Below are 14,978 nucleotides of genomic sequence, written 5' to 3' on the forward strand. Positions count from 1 at the left end.
CCCCGAAGCTCCTAAGCTGGGACTGGCCGCAAAAACTCTCCAGCATTGCGGAGGTGCCCAAATGACCGCCCCGCGCGTCCTGGCCCTGGTGGTCGCGCACCCTGATGACGACGCCTACGGGCTGGCCGGAACAGTGGCGCTCCATGAACATGATCCCGGGTTCCGGTTTATCCTGGTCCACGCCACGGACGGCGGTGCCGGACAGGTTGATCCCGCCTACCCGCCACTGCAGGAGCCGCTCGGCACGGTTCGTCGGCGGGAACTGGACGCCGCCTGGACGGCGCACGGCCGCCCTCCCGACCGGCACGAGTGGCTGGAATACGACGACGGCGGGCTCGCCGGGGTGCCCCAGATGGAACTCACGGACCGGATCGGCGGGATCCTCGCGGAGGAGCGGCCCGACGTCGTCGCCACCTTTGGTCCAGACGGGGTGACCGGGCACCCGGACCATATTGCCGTGGGTGCCGCAACCGACGCTGCCTTCGCGGAGCTGCAGGCCGACGGCGGCCCAGGCCTGCTGCGGCTGGTGCACGGCGCAATGCGCCGGTCCACCTGGGAGCGCTGGAACCGGAGCCGGATCCTGCACGGCCTGGATCCCTGGGACGCCGGCCGGATGTATGACCTGCATCCGGTGCCGGATGAGCAGATAGGGATTGAAGTAGACGTCAGCACCGTGGCCCACCGGGTGGTTGCCGGCCTTATGGAGCACCGGACCCAGCGCCACGTTGTTTCCCCCGGTGTTCCGCCCGGTGCAGAGGACGATGCCCGGTGGACACGCGCCGTCGGCACCGAAGCGCTGGTTATTGCCTGGCCGCCCCGGCCGGCAGGAGCAGCAGTGCTTGGCGATGTTTTTGAAGGCCTGTCCGGCCGTCCGTGAACCCGGCGCCCGGTGCCCGGGACGGAGCCCCGGGTTTATTATCGAGGGGCACGGCAAGGCAAAGGAGTGCCACCATGTTCGATGACGGCAGGGTCTTCACCAGAGCCGCAGCGGAGGGCCGGAAGCCCGCCGGTGACTCCGTCCGGCCGGCCCGGCCCCCGGCGCCTCCGAGCCATTTCCTGACAGCGCCGGAACAGGGCTAGAACTCTTCGTGGCTGGGTGGCGGGATGCCTTCGGGCACGCAGGCAGGCCGTACCGGCGGGCACTGGGCGCAGCGGCCGCGGCCGGGTCCGCCGCGGGGATTACCCTCCGGGTTCTTCAGCACCGCAGGATGCATCGGGCCATGCCTCCGCCTGGACTGAGAATGCCCGGTGACGCGGTGCTTTCCGGCCGCGTGCGCCAGCACACGCGAAGCATCCTGATTTCCGCGTCCACACCGGATGTGTGGACCTTTCTGAACCTGGTGGGTCACGGCCGCGCCGGCTGGTATCTCCTGGACCGGCTCAATATTGGTGATTCCAGTTCCGGGGATTCCAGCGGGCGTGGCCCAGCTGCCCCGGACGGCCGGTTCCCGGGTTCCACTATTCCGGACGGCCGGTTCCCGGACGGCAGCTTCCCGGACCTCAACGCTCCGGACACCAGCTTCCCGGACCCCAGCGCCATCGGACGCCGCCTGCCGGGCCGGGCGGAAATGCCGCTGCCGGATGTTGACATCGGGGAAGGGATAGCAGCTGACATCGGGGACGACATTGCGGACCTGCTGGGCTCTGGCTCTGGCCCTGGCCCTGGCACCGGCACCGGCGCCGGCCGCCGGCTGCGGATCAAGGAGGTCCAGCCCAACGAATGGATGCTGTGGGCCGACGGGAACGGGCGGTCCACCTGGCTGTGGCTGCTGCAGCCGGTCCGCGCCGGCCAGACGAGGCTCCTGGTGCGCGGCCGGTTCCGGTATGGGCTGCGCCGGGCAGGGGTGGCCGCCCTGCCGCTCGATGCGGTGGACTGGGCTACTATGCGCCGCTGCCTTCTCGGGATCAGGGACCGCGCGGTGCTGCGGTCCGCGACCCGGCCCGATGCAGGCTGACTGAAGGGTGAACCCCGAATGGTGAACCCTGAATGGTAAACGTCCCCCGGCCCGGTGCACACACGAGGCGGCCGGCCCGGGCGGACAGTGAGCGCTGAGGGGAATGAGGACACTGGCCGGAATTATTGGTCCGGGGTCATTATTGGCCGGGGGCCACCGGACCGGCTGGTACGTTTGATCGATGGATTTCACATCCACCACGGCCCTGCTCGCTGCTCCCCGGGGGCGGGAGCTCTGCCTTGAACTGGCACGGCTCACAGCGCCCCGGCGCCCCGGCGAGTCCTACGGGAGCGGAGTGCTGCCGGCTCCGGGCCTGTCCCGGGCCAGTGAGCAGGTGCTGCGTATCCTGGCCGGTCTCCCGGAGCGGCCTGTGTTCAGCGGCGCGGACCTGCACCGCAGCCTGGCACGGGTGGTCCGGCAGGCAAACTACTGGCAGCCCCCGGACGAAACGGCGCAGCTGCTGGCTGAGCCCGAACCCTGCCGGATGCTGCTTCCCGTGGCCGCCGCCGTCGTCCGCTCACCGGCCGCAGCCTGGTGGAGCGGGCCAGCCGCACCGGTGACCCACTGCGTTCAGTGGATCCAGACCAGCACCATTCCCGGGACGCAGCCTCCCGCACTGCACGACGCCGGACCGGCCCTCGACCGGTGGCGGTCCAGCATCACCGCACAGGAGGCCAACACACCGTTCTCCGCGGGGTGGACCGCGCGCTGGTGGTCGTCTCCGTCCCTGTCCGGCCTGGTCAGCAGCACTCCTGCGGTGCCAGGCAACGGTCCGGCCGGGCTGGAGCTGGTGGAGGACGCATTGGAGTGGACCCATGCCCGGTCCTATCCGGTGCGGCCGGCTTCCGGTGCCCGTATCTGGGAGATCCATGGTCCCGCAGACTGGCAGGACCTGGCGGTGCGCTACCCGCTGGAGGTCACCCGGTCGCGGGGCAGCAGCTGGAACCTGGCAGTTCCGCAGTCCGGAGAGTGGACCTGGGTCATACCGGACTTCCGCGCCGTGGCCGGCGAGTATGACGCCGTCCACCTGACCGTCTCGGGCTATCTCAGCACCGCAGGGACAGTGCTGGCAGCCGGCGATGCGAAAACCATGCTGGCAGGCTGGGCACCCGGCGAAACCTGGTGGCTGAACGACGTGCTGGAACCCGCCGGTGAACCGGCGCAGTGGCAGAAAGTCCCCCGGCACGGGACTGGTACCGGGGCAGGCACTGGTACCAGTGCAGGTGCCGAGGCCGGGCAGGATGGTGTGGGCTGGCAGGTGCAGGCCGGGAAATGAAAACCGGGCAGCGAAAGTGAAAGGCGCTGCTTCCGAAGCCGGAAGCAGCGCCTTTCACTCATATCAGCGCGGGGTATCAGGGGAGCTTAGTGCCCCCGGGCGATCCATTCGTCCAGATGCGGTGCCTCGGCGCCGATCGTCGTCGAATCCCCGTGTCCGGTGTTCACGATGGTTTCCGCAGGCAGAGGCAGCAGCCGTTCGCGGATCGACTCGATGATGGTGCCGAAGTCGCTGAAGGAGCGGCCGGTGGCACCGGGACCGCCGTTGAACAGCGTGTCGCCGCTGAACAGCACCGGAGCTTCACCGCCGCCGTCCTCGCCCTCCAGCAGGAAGCAGACCGAGCCGGGGGAGTGGCCCGGAGTGTGCAGCGCCTGCAGCGTCTGGCCGGCGATCTCGAAGCTGTCTTCGTCCTCAATCACGTCATCCGGCGCCTCATCCGGGAACACAGCGTCCCAGAGCATCCGGTCCGCCTCGTGCAGGAGCACCGGAGCGCTGAACCGGTCCCGTGCCTCGACGACGGCACGGATGTGGTCGTCATGGCCGTGCGTGAGCAGGATGCCCATCACCTCCCGGTCACCGACGGCGGCCGCAATGGCGTCGACGTCGTGGGCCGGGTCGATGATGATCACTTCCAGGTCATCGCCGACGATCCAGACGTTGTTGTCCACGTCCCAGGTGCCGCCGTCGAGGCTGAAGGTGCCGGAGGTGACGACCTTGTCGATGCGCGCCGCCATTAGAGCTCCACCACGGAACGCAGGACCTTGCCGTCGTGCATCTTCGTGAACGCTTCCTCAATGTCGCCGAGGCCGATCCGCTCGGAAACGAAGGCATCCAGGTCCAGCCGGCCCAGCTTGTACTGTTCCACGAGCATCGGGAAATCGCGGGAGGGCAGGCAGTCGCCATACCAGGAGGACTTCAGCGATCCGCCGCGGCCGAAGACATCGGCCAGCGGCAGGTCGATCTGCATGTCCGGAGTGGGCACACCCACCAGGACAACGCGGCCGGCGAGGTCGCGGGCGTAGAAGGCCTGCTTGTAGGTTTCCGGACGGCCTACGGCTTCGATAACGACGTCGGCGCCGTTGCCGCCGGTGAGCGCGCGGATGGCCTCGACCGGATCCTCCTCACGGGAGTTGATGCCGTGCGTCGCGCCCAGGGACAGTGCCAGGTCCACCTTCGCCTGATCAATGTCCACGGCGATGATGGTGGTGGCGCCCGCGAGCTTGGCCCCGGCAATGGCAGCGATGCCAACGCCGCCGCAGCCGATCACGGCTACGGATTCGCCGCGCTGGACCTCACCGGTGTTGATGGCGGCGCCAATGCCGGCCATCACGCCGCAGCCGAGCAGGCCCACAGCGGCGGGATCGACGTCGTCGTCCACCTTGGTGCACTGGCCGGCTGCCACGAGGGTCTTCTCGGCGAACGCTCCGATGCCCAGGGCGGGGGAGAGCTCCGTACCGTCTTCCAGCGTCATCTTCTGGGTGGCGTTATGGGTGTTGAAGCAGTACTGCGGCTGGCCCTTGCGGCACGCACGGCACTCGCCGCACACAGCGCGCCAGTTCAGGATGACGCGGTCGCCGGGAGCGACTTCGGTGACGCCGGGGCCAACGGCGGAGACGACGCCGGTGGCTTCGTGTCCGAGGAGGAAGGGGTAGTCGTCGCTGATGCCGCCCTGCTTGTAATGCAGGTCAGTGTGACAGACGCCGCAGGTGAGGATGTCCACCAGGGCCTCGCCGGGACCGGGATCCGGAACGAGGATCGTCTCCAGCGTGACGGGGGCGTTCTTTTCCTTGACTACTACCGCTTGGACCTTGTGAACCATGGGGAAGGACTGCCTCTCGGGAGATTGCTCAGGGCACCCCGCAGCAATGGGGGCATCTCCATCCTAGGGAGGCCGCTGCCGGGAGTCACTTTTAGGTCTTCTGTCTGCGGCCTGCGTCAGCGCAGGCCGCAGGCAGATTACCCTGGTGCCTGCAGGCCCCGGCCGGTTCAGTCAGAGACCCAGACGGGACTTAACCTCGGCTGCGGAAGGGTTCGTTGCCGAAGAGCCGTCCGGGAAGATCACGGTGGGAACGGTCTGGTTACCGCCGTTCAGGGATTCCACCAGGTCCGCGGTACCCTCAACATCCTCGATGTTGACCTCCGTGTAGCCGATGCCCTGGGAATCGAGCTGCGACTTCAGCCGCCGGCAGTAACCGCACCAGGTGGTCGAGAACATGGTGATGGTTCCGGCCTCGGGGGTGAAGGCTTCGGCGGTTGCTGGCATTGGGTACTCCTTGCTGGTTCGTTTGTGCGCTCATCTACTGCTGCTGCCATAGGAACACCGGGCCCGGGCTTTCCATTCCCGGAAGGTTTTATTCCAGGCAATGAAAAGCACCGGTATCGGCGGGATGGGCTTTGGTGCAGTGGGTTTGGCGCGGCGGGGACATCGCCGCGATCCCGTCCGGTAATTCACCCCGCGTTAAACCGGTGTCCCCCTGCGGGCCGTCCGGGGCTGCCAGCGTGGGCGGGGTCAGCACCCCACGGGAGGAAGACCAGATATGACTGAGCCGATGAATGAACTCCGTCCAGCCGAGGCAAGCCCGGCAGTTCAACGGAAGCGGCTGCTGCCCATGCTTGGGCATACCCGCGGAAAGCGGAGCGCGGTGACCTGCTCTCTGAAATGTGACAACGCCTGCAGCAAGGCGGTGTGCAACACCTCCTCCAACAGCTATTTCCGGGACATTGTTTCGGCTGAACTTTCCCGGCGTTCGGCACTGGGTGCCGGTGCGGCCGGAGTCCTGGGCGCGGCGGTGCTGACGCTGGGCGGCCGGCCGCCCGCAGCGGCAGCTGATTCCGGACGCCGCGGGCCTAAGCCGGGACGGCTGGCGTTCGCCCCGATATCCCCCGTGGACGCCTCAGTTGACCGGCTGGATGTCCCCGAAGGCTACGATTGGCAGCCCCTGCTGCGGTGGGGCGACCCGCTGTTTGCCGACTCACCGGAGTTCGACTTTTCTGCGCAGAGTGCCGCTGCCCAGGCCCGCCAATTCGGATACAACAACGACTACCTGGAGATCCTCCGCCAGCCCAACGGCAAGAAAGGGCTGCTGGTCTGCAACCACGAATACGTCAACCCGCAGATCATGTTCCCGGAGCCGCCGGCAACGTCGGCCGAAGAAGCGCAGCGGCGCGGGATCTTCCGCAACGCCGTCGGCCTCTCCGTGGTGGAACTGGAACGCAGTTCACGCGGCACGCCCTGGTCCTCTGTCCGCGGCGCCCGGCTGAACCGGCGTATCACCCTGGACACCGTCTTTGAGCTCACCGGGCCTGCCGCCGGTTCCGAACTGCTGAAGACCGCTGCGGATCCGCAGGGCCGGTATGTGCTGGGAACGCTGGGCAACTGCGCCGGCGGGAGCACGCCCTGGGGGACGGTGCTCTCCGGCGAGGAGAACTTTAATGGCTTCTTCCGGACCGGCGGGACCAGTGCCGAGGACCGCCGCTACGGACTCGGCAGCGATCCCACGGCCATGGGATGGGAGCAGGAAGACCCGCGGTTTGACGCCCGCTCAGCGCAGACCCGGAACGAGCCAAACCGGTTCGGCTACGTCGTCGAACTGGATCCCGAGGACCCGGAATCGACGCCGCGCAAGCACACCAGCCTGGGCCGGTTCAAACATGAGGGCGCCAACGTCATCATTGCCCGGAACGGCAAAGCGGTGGCGTATTCCGGCGACGACGAGCGGTTCGACTACCTGTACAAGTTTGTCTCGAAGCACAAGTACCGGAAGAACGATAAGCGGCACAACATGACCCTGCTGACCGAGGGAGACCTATACGCCGCCCGCTTTACCGGTAACTCGCCGGCTGGTGAAATCGACGGCTCCGGGAGCGTTCCGGCCGACGGCGGTTTTGACGGACGAGGCACCTGGCTTCCCCTGGTGGTGCGTGGGAAGTCGGCTGTTGCCGGCATGAGTGTGGAAGAGGTGCTGGTCTATACGCGGCTCGCAGCCGACAAGGCCGGTGCCACCAAGATGGACCGCTGCGAGGACGTGGAGCCGAGCCCATCCAGCGGACGCGTCTACGTTGCCTGCACCAACAACTCCAACCGCGGAAAAGGCAGCAGCGCGCCGGTCGATGAGGCCAACCCGCGGCGGGAAAACCGCGACGGCCACATCGTGGAAATCACGGAGGACCGCTCCGATGCCACGGCTGTGGATTTCAGCTGGAACCTGCTGATGCTGTGCGGTGATCCCGCGCAGGGAGACGCGACCTACTTCAGCGGCTACCCGCGGGAGTTGGTGAGTCCTATTTCCTGCCCCGACAACCTCGCCTTCGACTCGGCCGGCAACCTCTGGATCTCCACAGACGGCGCGCCGTCGGGCATCGGCTACAACGACGGACTGTTCAAGGTCGCCCTGGACGGGCGGGACCGCGGCAAGGTGGAGCAGTTCCTCTCCGTTCCCCGAGACGGTGAAACGTGCGGACCGGTGATCCACGACGAGGAATCCATGGTGTTCGTCGCTGTCCAGCACCCGGGCGAGGACGGCAGCTACGGTGCGCACACCTCCTACTTTCCCGACTACGTGCCAGACGGCGGCCAGCCGGCTCCCGGCGAGGTCCGGGCGCCCCGCCCCTCCGTGGTTCAGGTATTCCGCCGGGAGACCAAGCCCGGGACCGGGAACGGCGGGACCGGGAACGGGAACTCTGGAAACTCCTGAAATCCAGGAAGCCAGGAAGCCAGGAAGCCAGGAAGCCAGGAAGCCAGGACAGCTAAACGCTAAACACCAGGACAGTCAGACAGCCTGATAGCCAGACATCCAGCACAGCCAGACAGCAGGACAGACCGGACCCGGGGGAAGCCAGGCAGCGGCGCACCCCGGATTCCGTCCTCCCCTCCGCAGCAGGCAGACTGGGGGCATGTGCGGACGATACGTCATGGCTAAGGCCATCGGAGACCTGGTGGCGGAGGCCGAGGCCGAAGCGGATGCGAACCTGGAGCTTCGCCAGTCCTGGAACGTGGCGCCGACATCTGACGTTCCGGTGGTCCTGGAACGGCTGATCGGTGCCGGGCATCAGGGGAGTGCGCGGGCAGAGACTGCACCGAAGAACGGTGCAGGGCCGGTTCAGGCAGAGCAGATCCAGGCTGGGCGGATCGGGGCGGCGCAGGCTCAGGAAACGCAGGCCCTGGCCGTCCGGCAGGTCCACGTTGCCAGGTGGGGCCTGGTGCCAGGCTGGGCGAAGGACATTTCCGTGGGCGTGCGGGCGTTCAACGCGCGCAGCGAAACCCTGCTGGAAAAGCCGACCTTCCGGGACGCTGCCCTCTCACGCCGGTGCGCGGTTCCGATGGAAGGGTACTACGAGTGGAAAACCGGCCCGGGGAACAGTAAACAGCCGTATTTTGTGCATCGGCCGGACGGAAAGCTGAGCTGGTTCGCGGGACTGTACGAATGGTGGGCGGACCCTGCGGTGCCGGCATCAGACCCCGGCCGGTGGCTGCTCTCCACCACCGTCATCACCCTGGCTTCCCCCGATCCGCAGGATCCCGACCCGGTGCTGGCCAGCCTCGGCTCCCTGCATAACCGGCTTCCGCTGCCGCTGTCTCCCGCAGCGCTCGCGGCCTGGACCGCGCCGGGAACCCTCAGCAACACGGCAGCTCTGGAGTTACTGGCGCGGATCCTGGACCAGGCTTACTCCACGGCATCGAACTGGCAGATCAATGCGGCGGACCCTGCGGTGGGCAGCGTCCGCAATGACGGTCCCTGGTTGCTTCAGTCCCCGGGGCTGGACGTCACGCCCGGCGGCACACCGGGCGGTGGGTCAGGCGGGGACCCGGAACCTGTGCCCGGGAACGTCCTGTTCTAGCTCATTACAGGTCCAGCCCAGTACAGATCCAGCACCGGTCCAGCTCAGTTCAGTACAGATTCGGTCCAGTTCAGTACAGGTCCAGCTCAGTTCAGTACAGGTCCAACCCGGATCAGGTACTGCCCGGTTCCGGTTACAGTCCGTTCGACGAGAGCCTGATCTGCGCCTCGGCGGATTCCGGGACGGTGAGCGCAGCCTCCATCCCAGTACCCTCCCCGCCCATCGGTTCCAGGACGGTGAGAGTGACCTTCCCATCCGCGCCCACTGACAGACCGGGGTTGTGGCATACCTCCCAGCGGAAGCCATCCGGATCGGTGAAATACCCCGAATACCCTCCCCAGCTCATCTGCGTTCCGGGGGCGGCAATGGATCCGCCCGCCGCGGCAGCTTCATGCAGGATGAGGTCGACGTCGTTCGGCGAGTCCACGTTGTGGGCCAGAGTGACAGGGGCCAGGCTGGCAGCGCCGGTGGCTCCGGACTCCGCGGCGAGATGGTCGCTGCGGAAAAATGACAGCAGCACCCCATGTCCCACCTGGAAGAACACCACTTCTCCGGCCACGTACTGCAGCGGGTCCCAACCCAGCCGGCCATAGAACGCATAGGTAACTTCGACATCACGCACACCAAGGGTGACGACGCTCAACTGGGGCAACATGCTCCGATCCTGCCACTGAACCGCCACCATTCCCAGAACCTTCCAGGCATGGGTTTCGTGCCGCACATCCTCCCATACGCCTGGAGTGTTGACGCGAGGGGCCGGAAGAGGCTGTCATGGGAAGTCCAGCAGTGCATGTCCACCGGCGGGGAACTGGCCCGGTTGCGGGCCGCCACGCCTCTCGCCAGAATGCGACGAGACCCATGAGCACAGCGATCCCCCCAGCCTCCGACCCGCAGGACGGTCAGCCTTCCGGCAGCGGCGGTGACGGCCGCAGCGACGGCAGCAACAGCAGCAGCAACAACAATGGCGGCAGCGGCACGGGCACAGACAGCACGGGCAGGAACGGGCCGCCGGTCTGGCTGCGGATCCTCATTCCGGTGGTGCTGATCATCGTCTGGTTTGTGGTCGGTGGGATCGGCGGTCCGTACTTCGGAAAGATCAGCGAAGTCACCGAGAATGACCAGGCCTCCTATCTGCCGGCCAGTTCTGCCTCCACACAGGTTGCTGACCTGCAGGAACAGTTCAGCGACAGCAACGCCGTTCCCGCCGTCGTGGTGTTCGTCAACGACGGCGGGCTGACCGATGCGGACCGCACCTTCATCGAGGGCCGGGCACAGGCCCTGGAGGGAGCCAGCGGGGTGGACGGTGAGATCTCTCCCGTCCAGTATTCGGAGGACGGCAAGGCTGCCGAGTTCTTTGTGCCCGTGGCGGATGATTCCGAGTCCACGGCCACTGTGGAGAACCTTCGCAATGTCATCGCGGACGGCCAGCCCCAGGACCTCTCCGGATACGTCACCGGTCCCGCCGGGCAGCTGGCCGACATCTCCGAGGCATTCAGCGGAATCGACGGAACGCTGCTCTTTGTGGCCGTGGGAGCGGTCCTGATCATCCTGATCATCGTCTACCGCTCCCCGCTGCTGCCCATCCTGGTGCTGCTGACCTCAATTTTTGCCCTGTCCGCCGCCATCCTGGTGGTGTACTGGCTGGCCAAGGCAGATCTGGTGAGCATCAACGGACAGGTCCAGGGCATCCTCTTTATCCTCGGCATCGGAGCCGCCACCGACTATTCGCTGCTCTACGTTGCGCGCTACCGGGAAAGCCTGCGCGACCACCGGGACCGCTGGGCAGCAACCTGGGCTGCGCTGAGGGGAACTTTCGAGCCCGTCCTGGCGTCCGCGGCCACGGTTATCGCCGGCCTGCTGTGCCTGCTCCTGAGCGACCTCAACTCCAACAAGGCACTCGCCCCGGTGGCGGCAATCGGCATCGGCTTTTCCTTCCTCGCCGCCATGACGCTGCTGCCTGCACTGCTGTTCGCCGTCGGCCGGGCCGCTTTCTGGCCGCGCCGGCCAATGTTCGGCTCAGCCCATGCGGAGCTGGACCACGAGTCCAACGGCCTCTGGGCGCGGACTGCCCGGACCATCAGGTCCCACCCGCGCCGCACCTGGCTGATCTGCGCCGCGGTCCTGGCGGCAGCCGCCGTCGGCATCCTGCAGTTCCGGGCCAGCGGGATTCCGCAAAGTGACTTTGTGCTGGGGGAGACGCAGTCGGCCGAGGGACAGGAAGTCCTCGGCGAACACTTCCCCTCCGGTTCCGGTGCGCCGGTGCTGATCATCGCGCCGCAGGATGAACTGCAGGCGGTGGCCAACACCGTCCTGGCGAACGAACACATCGCCTCGGTAGCCGTGGCGGCCACGGGAACTCCGGCCGGCCAGCTCCCGGTGACAGCCGACGGCGTGCAGGTACCGCCGATTCCCGGTTCCGGGGCACCGGCCCCCAAGACCGTGGACGGCCAGGTGCTGCTTGAAGCGACCCTGACCCAGGACCCGGATTCCGATGCGGCGCAGGACACCGTCCGTGATCTGCGCTCGGACCTGGCCGGTTACGACGGCGTCCTGGTGGGCGGCACCACGGCCACCAGCGTCGATACCAACGTGGCCGCCACCCACGACCGGAACCTGATCATTCCAGTGGTGCTGGTGGTCATCCTGTTCCTGCTGATGTTGCTGCTGCGTTCGATCCTGGCCCCGGTGCTGCTGATCCTGACGGTGATGCTCTCCTTCGGGGCAACACTGGGAATCTCGGCCCTGGTCTTCAACTACGTACTGGATTTCCCGGGCGCGGATCCGGCCGTGCCGCTCTACGGGTTCATCTTCCTGGTGGCCCTGGGCGTGGACTACAACATCTTCCTGATGACCCGCGTCCGCGAGGAAAGCCTGATTCACGGCACCCGCAACGGAGTGATCCGAGGCCTGATGATCACCGGCGGCGTGATTACCTCGGCCGGCATCGTGCTGGCAGCGACTTTCGCGGCCCTGGGCGTGATCCCAGTGCTGTTCCTGGCACAGATCGCGTTCATCGTTTCCTTCGGGGTGCTGCTGGACACGCTGGTGGTGCGCTCGCTGCTGGTTCCCGCACTGTCCTACGACATCGGCCAGCGGATCTGGTGGCCTTCCAAACTGGCTAGACTCTCCACACCCGATACGCCGGACAAGACCACCGCCGACTCCCGATAAGCTGGAACACATGGCCGAAACAGCAGAAACAGACCCCATGACCGAACAGCTCGACGCCGTGCGCACTGCGATAGACGAGATTGACGAAGAGATTGTGGCGCTGATCTGGCGCCGGGAAAGGCTGGTCCGGCTCGCCGGAGGACTCAAGGACGACGACGCCCAGGTCCTGGCCAGGGACCGGGTCGACGAAGTTATCACCCACGTCCGCCAGGCCGCCGAAGCGCAGGACCAGGACTCCACAGTGGTGGAGCGGACCTACCGGGCGATGATCGATGCCTTCATCGAATACGAGCTGCGGACCCGCCGCGAAGACGAGGCCCAGGCGCGTCTGGACGCGTTCAGCCGCAGCTAGCGGGAAAGCCCTTCTGGGGAGGCTGGGGGAGCACCCTGCCTCCCCAGCGGCTTGTCTACTGCCATTCCGGAAGTGCTGAACCCAGCGGCGCGGCCGGAACATCCCAGCCCATTTGCGGGCTGCCGCCCTTCGGTTCGAACACCAGCGGCGGGTAGAGCCGCTGACCGGGACCCCAATGGGTCTGTTCGGCAGCCAGAGGCAGATTCATCGCCGGGGATGAATCTGCTGCGCCGTACGCAGTCCGGCGGGTCTTCCAGGGTGGAGGAACGGGCGGACGCCCGTCGGCTGCCCGCTGCAGCTCCACAGCCGTCCGGGCCAGGGAAAGCCGAGCCGCGTGCACCTCACCGTTCAGCCGCCTCGTCCAGGACCGCACAGCGGCGGCTGCGGCGAGGTATCCGGTGGCGTGATCCAGTGCCTGGACCGGAAGCGGCCGGGGCGCATCCGCCGCAGCCCAGGCCATCCCGGCGTCGGCAATTCCGGAACTCATCTGCACCAGCGAATCGAACCCCCGCCGGCTCCGCCACGGTCCCGTCCAGCCATAAGCATTAACCGCTACGGTGACAATCCCGGGATGCAGCTGCTGGATCCGGTGCTCGTCCAGGCCGAGTCCGGCGAGCGCACCGGGGCGGTAACCGTGCACCACGATGTCTGCCCCGGCAAGCAGTTCACGGATCTTCGCGGCTCCCTGGGGGCTGCGGAGGTCCAGCCGGGCACAGTGTTTACCCACGGTCATTTCAGGTTCCAGGGCCGGTTCATTCCAGCCCGGCGGGTCGATCCGCAGCACGTCGGCACCGAAACCGGCCAGGAACCGGGTGGCGACCGGCCCGGCAATCACCCGCGTCAGGTCCAGGACCCGGACGCCCCGCAGCGGCCGCTCTACGGTACCCGCGGAGCTCACCGGTGCCGCCGGCCGCCGCCGCGACCAGCCGACCAGGGGCTCACCCGCCACCGCCTGGCCCTGCGGATGGCCCAGCCACTGCTCTGCGGTGAGCATCCTGGCGGCACAGCCTCCGGCCTCCACAACGGCGTCTTCCAGTTCTTCGCCCTTCCAAGGCCGGACCGCGAGTTCGGCGGCACCGGCGTCGGCCCCGTCCGGCAGACCCAGCACTGCGAGCGCCGCCGCCCGGTGATGCGGGGCGTTCGTATGCAGCCGGATCCAGCCGTCGGCGCAGGGATAGTCGCGGGACAGGGCATCCCAGGGTGAGGGGAGGTCCCAGCCGGCCGGCTGGAACGAGCCAGCGAACCACGCCCGGGACAGAGCTGGATCAGCTGAGACGGATACCGGAGCGCCGGTCATCGATTCCGCCAGTTCAGCTACCGCACTTCCGGCCGCAGCCACAGCGGCCGCGGCGAAGGAACGCACCGGATAGCACGATTCCATAAGCCCGCTCCGCTCGGTTTTTGAGGTGGTGCCAGGGTTTTGAGCCAGTGCCAGTAGGCTACGTCACGGGTCCGACGACGGACAGCCGTAAGCGGCGGGTGATACCGGCCCGCAAACCGCGGCGGGCACCAACCCGCGGCCACGCTGAGCGTGGCCGGACGGGTGAAGACTGGAGGGGGCAACGGTGGCGGCAGGGAAGGTCCCGGGTACGGGACAGGGAACGGATACAGGTACGGGTACGGGTACAGGTACGGGAACGGGCGACGGCGGTGCCTCCAACCGGTGGAAGGCCGTGGCAGCGGCGCTCGCCGATGACCGGAGGCTGGGGCTGTACGCTCGGATCATCACCGCGGCGAACACCGGTGTTCCCCTGCAGGGTGCCGGTCTGGACCGTGCGGAGGCCAAATCCCTGGCCGCGCTGGAAAAGGCCGGACTGGTATCCACCGCTGAAGACGGATCCCTCCGGGCGGATTCCGTCATTTACCGGAATCTTTTGGCCACGGGCCGGCAACCTGCGGTTTCCTCGCCGCTGCGCCTGCTCACTCCCGGCCGTGCGGGCAGTCTTCCGGCCCGGCGGACGGACCGGCTGGAGCTGCTGCATCATCTGGCCGGGGAAGTATTCTCGCGCCACGGCTCACTGGGGGCGGGGGCTGACGAACCTGCCCCGTCCGAGGACGCTCCGGCCACATCTTCCGGAGCTGGCCCTGCTGAGGCTGGCCCTGCTGGCGCTGATCTGCCCCGGGCTGATCCTGCCGGTTCACCCGCACGGCTGACCGAGGCGGAAGTTACCTCCCGCCTGGCCGAATACTCAGAGGACCCGGCGATGGTGCGCCGGGCGATGGTGGATGAGGGAATCGTCCGCCGCAGCCCCGACGGTTCGCGGTATTGGCTGGCACGCCCCCGCCCGGCGGACGGAATGGAATTCGCTTAATCTGACCGGCACGGCGCATCCCTCAGGCTTGATTGGGTGCGCCGTTGACTCTGGCGGGCTGCGGGCTTCTGATG

Annotated in this window: 13 protein-coding genes; 8 read left to right on the top strand and 5 right to left on the bottom strand. The window is 67.3% G+C overall.

From position 1 onward, the window contains the following. The first annotated feature begins 61 nt into the window (after positions 1 to 61). From AL3_RS04575 to AL3_RS04585, 3 genes are all read left to right on the top strand, one after another. Complete coding sequence (locus tag AL3_RS04575; protein WP_066297380.1) at positions 62 to 877, top strand: PIG-L deacetylase family protein; 816 nt, start codon at positions 62 to 64, stop codon at positions 875 to 877. A 343-nt stretch (positions 878 to 1,220) separates the two neighbouring features. Then, positions 1,221 to 1,955 (top strand): hypothetical protein, encoded by a 735-nt coding sequence (locus tag AL3_RS04580; protein ID WP_151723948.1) that lies wholly within the window; start codon positions 1,221 to 1,223, stop codon positions 1,953 to 1,955. A 181-nt stretch (positions 1,956 to 2,136) separates the two neighbouring features. Continuing rightward, a complete protein-coding gene (locus AL3_RS04585; RefSeq protein WP_066297384.1) occupies positions 2,137 to 3,231 on the top strand; it encodes a serine/threonine-protein kinase in 1,095 nt (364 codons plus the stop codon). Between the two features lie 86 nt (positions 3,232 to 3,317). On the opposite strand, the gene AL3_RS04590 is transcribed toward AL3_RS04585, so the two are convergent. From AL3_RS04590 to AL3_RS04600, 3 genes are all read right to left on the bottom strand, one after another. Beyond that, positions 3,318 to 3,965 (bottom strand): MBL fold metallo-hydrolase, encoded by a 648-nt coding sequence (locus tag AL3_RS04590; RefSeq protein WP_066297386.1) that lies wholly within the window; start codon positions 3,963 to 3,965, stop codon positions 3,318 to 3,320. Next, entirely contained in the window at positions 3,965 to 5,050 is a 1,086-nt protein-coding gene (locus tag AL3_RS04595) for an S-(hydroxymethyl)mycothiol dehydrogenase (RefSeq protein WP_066297392.1), read from the bottom strand. Before AL3_RS04595 ends, AL3_RS04590 begins: the two co-directional genes overlap by 1 nt. Positions 5,051 to 5,221: 171 nt before the next feature. Further along, positions 5,222 to 5,494 (bottom strand): mycoredoxin, encoded by a 273-nt coding sequence (locus AL3_RS04600; protein ID WP_066297394.1) that lies wholly within the window; start codon positions 5,492 to 5,494, stop codon positions 5,222 to 5,224. A gap of 286 nt (positions 5,495 to 5,780) precedes the next feature. Here AL3_RS04600 and AL3_RS04605 point away from each other — a divergent pair, with 286 nt between their 5' ends. Together AL3_RS04605 and AL3_RS04610 are read left to right on the top strand one after the other, a co-directional pair. Then, positions 5,781 to 7,925, top strand: a complete 2,145-nt coding sequence (locus tag AL3_RS04605; RefSeq protein ID WP_066298378.1) for a PhoX family protein — start codon at positions 5,781 to 5,783, stop codon at positions 7,923 to 7,925. A gap of 199 nt (positions 7,926 to 8,124) precedes the next feature. Further along, complete coding sequence (locus AL3_RS04610; RefSeq protein ID WP_083521442.1) at positions 8,125 to 9,069, top strand: SOS response-associated peptidase; 945 nt, start codon at positions 8,125 to 8,127, stop codon at positions 9,067 to 9,069. 133 nt (positions 9,070 to 9,202) lie between these two features. On the opposite strand, the gene AL3_RS04615 is transcribed toward AL3_RS04610, so the two are convergent. Beyond that, positions 9,203 to 9,724 (bottom strand): VOC family protein, encoded by a 522-nt coding sequence (locus tag AL3_RS04615; RefSeq protein WP_083521512.1) that lies wholly within the window; start codon positions 9,722 to 9,724, stop codon positions 9,203 to 9,205. 203 nt (positions 9,725 to 9,927) lie between these two features. Here AL3_RS04615 and AL3_RS04620 point away from each other — a divergent pair, with 203 nt between their 5' ends. Both AL3_RS04620 and AL3_RS04625 read left to right on the top strand, forming a co-directional pair. After that, entirely contained in the window at positions 9,928 to 12,240 is a 2,313-nt protein-coding gene (locus AL3_RS04620; protein ID WP_083521443.1) for an MMPL family transporter, read from the top strand. Between the two features lie 10 nt (positions 12,241 to 12,250). Then, positions 12,251 to 12,592: a chorismate mutase gene (locus tag AL3_RS04625; RefSeq protein ID WP_083521444.1), complete on the top strand. Its 342-nt coding sequence runs from the start codon at positions 12,251 to 12,253 to the stop codon at positions 12,590 to 12,592. A 55-nt stretch (positions 12,593 to 12,647) separates the two neighbouring features. Here AL3_RS04625 and AL3_RS04630 read toward each other — a convergent pair whose 3' ends face one another. Further along, positions 12,648 to 13,973 carry a CoA transferase gene (locus tag AL3_RS04630; protein ID WP_066297396.1) on the bottom strand — a complete coding sequence of 442 codons (1,326 nt, stop codon included), beginning with the start codon at positions 13,971 to 13,973 and terminating at the stop codon, positions 12,648 to 12,650. A gap of 292 nt (positions 13,974 to 14,265) precedes the next feature. Between AL3_RS04630 and AL3_RS18885 the strand changes: the two genes are divergently transcribed. Then, positions 14,266 to 14,904 carry a DUF2087 domain-containing protein gene (locus AL3_RS18885; protein ID WP_066297398.1) on the top strand — a complete coding sequence of 213 codons (639 nt, stop codon included), beginning with the start codon at positions 14,266 to 14,268 and terminating at the stop codon, positions 14,902 to 14,904. Positions 14,905 to 14,978 lie beyond the last annotated feature (74 nt).

Origin of the sequence: Arthrobacter luteolus NBRC 107841 (assembly GCF_001552075.1) — a bacterium.
Classification (GTDB): Bacteria; Actinomycetota; Actinomycetes; order Actinomycetales; family Micrococcaceae; genus Arthrobacter_B; species Arthrobacter_B luteolus.

What these genes read in the sequence shown, in the direction of transcription:
- AL3_RS04615 (WP_083521512.1), bottom strand. Translation starts at nt 9,724, where the DNA reads ATGTTGCCCCAGTTGAGCGTCGTCACCCTTGGTGTGCGTGATGTCGAA.
- AL3_RS04600 (WP_066297394.1), bottom strand. Translation starts at nt 5,494, where the DNA reads ATGCCAGCAACCGCCGAAGCCTTCACCCCCGAGGCCGGAACCATCACC.
- AL3_RS04605 (WP_066298378.1), top strand. Translation starts at nt 5,781, where the DNA reads ATGAATGAACTCCGTCCAGCCGAGGCAAGCCCGGCAGTTCAACGGAAG.
- AL3_RS04580 (WP_151723948.1), top strand. Translation starts at nt 1,221, where the DNA reads ATGCCTCCGCCTGGACTGAGAATGCCCGGTGACGCGGTGCTTTCCGGC.
- AL3_RS04595 (WP_066297392.1), bottom strand. Translation starts at nt 5,050, where the DNA reads ATGGTTCACAAGGTCCAAGCGGTAGTAGTCAAGGAAAAGAACGCCCCC.
- AL3_RS04585 (WP_066297384.1), top strand. Translation starts at nt 2,137, where the DNA reads ATGGATTTCACATCCACCACGGCCCTGCTCGCTGCTCCCCGGGGGCGG.
- AL3_RS04625 (WP_083521444.1), top strand. Translation starts at nt 12,251, where the DNA reads ATGGCCGAAACAGCAGAAACAGACCCCATGACCGAACAGCTCGACGCC.
- AL3_RS04590 (WP_066297386.1), bottom strand. Translation starts at nt 3,965, where the DNA reads ATGGCGGCGCGCATCGACAAGGTCGTCACCTCCGGCACCTTCAGCCTC.
- AL3_RS04575 (WP_066297380.1), top strand. Translation starts at nt 62, where the DNA reads ATGACCGCCCCGCGCGTCCTGGCCCTGGTGGTCGCGCACCCTGATGAC.
- AL3_RS04620 (WP_083521443.1), top strand. Translation starts at nt 9,928, where the DNA reads ATGAGCACAGCGATCCCCCCAGCCTCCGACCCGCAGGACGGTCAGCCT.
- AL3_RS04610 (WP_083521442.1), top strand. Translation starts at nt 8,125, where the DNA reads ATGTGCGGACGATACGTCATGGCTAAGGCCATCGGAGACCTGGTGGCG.
- AL3_RS04630 (WP_066297396.1), bottom strand. Translation starts at nt 13,973, where the DNA reads ATGGAATCGTGCTATCCGGTGCGTTCCTTCGCCGCGGCCGCTGTGGCT.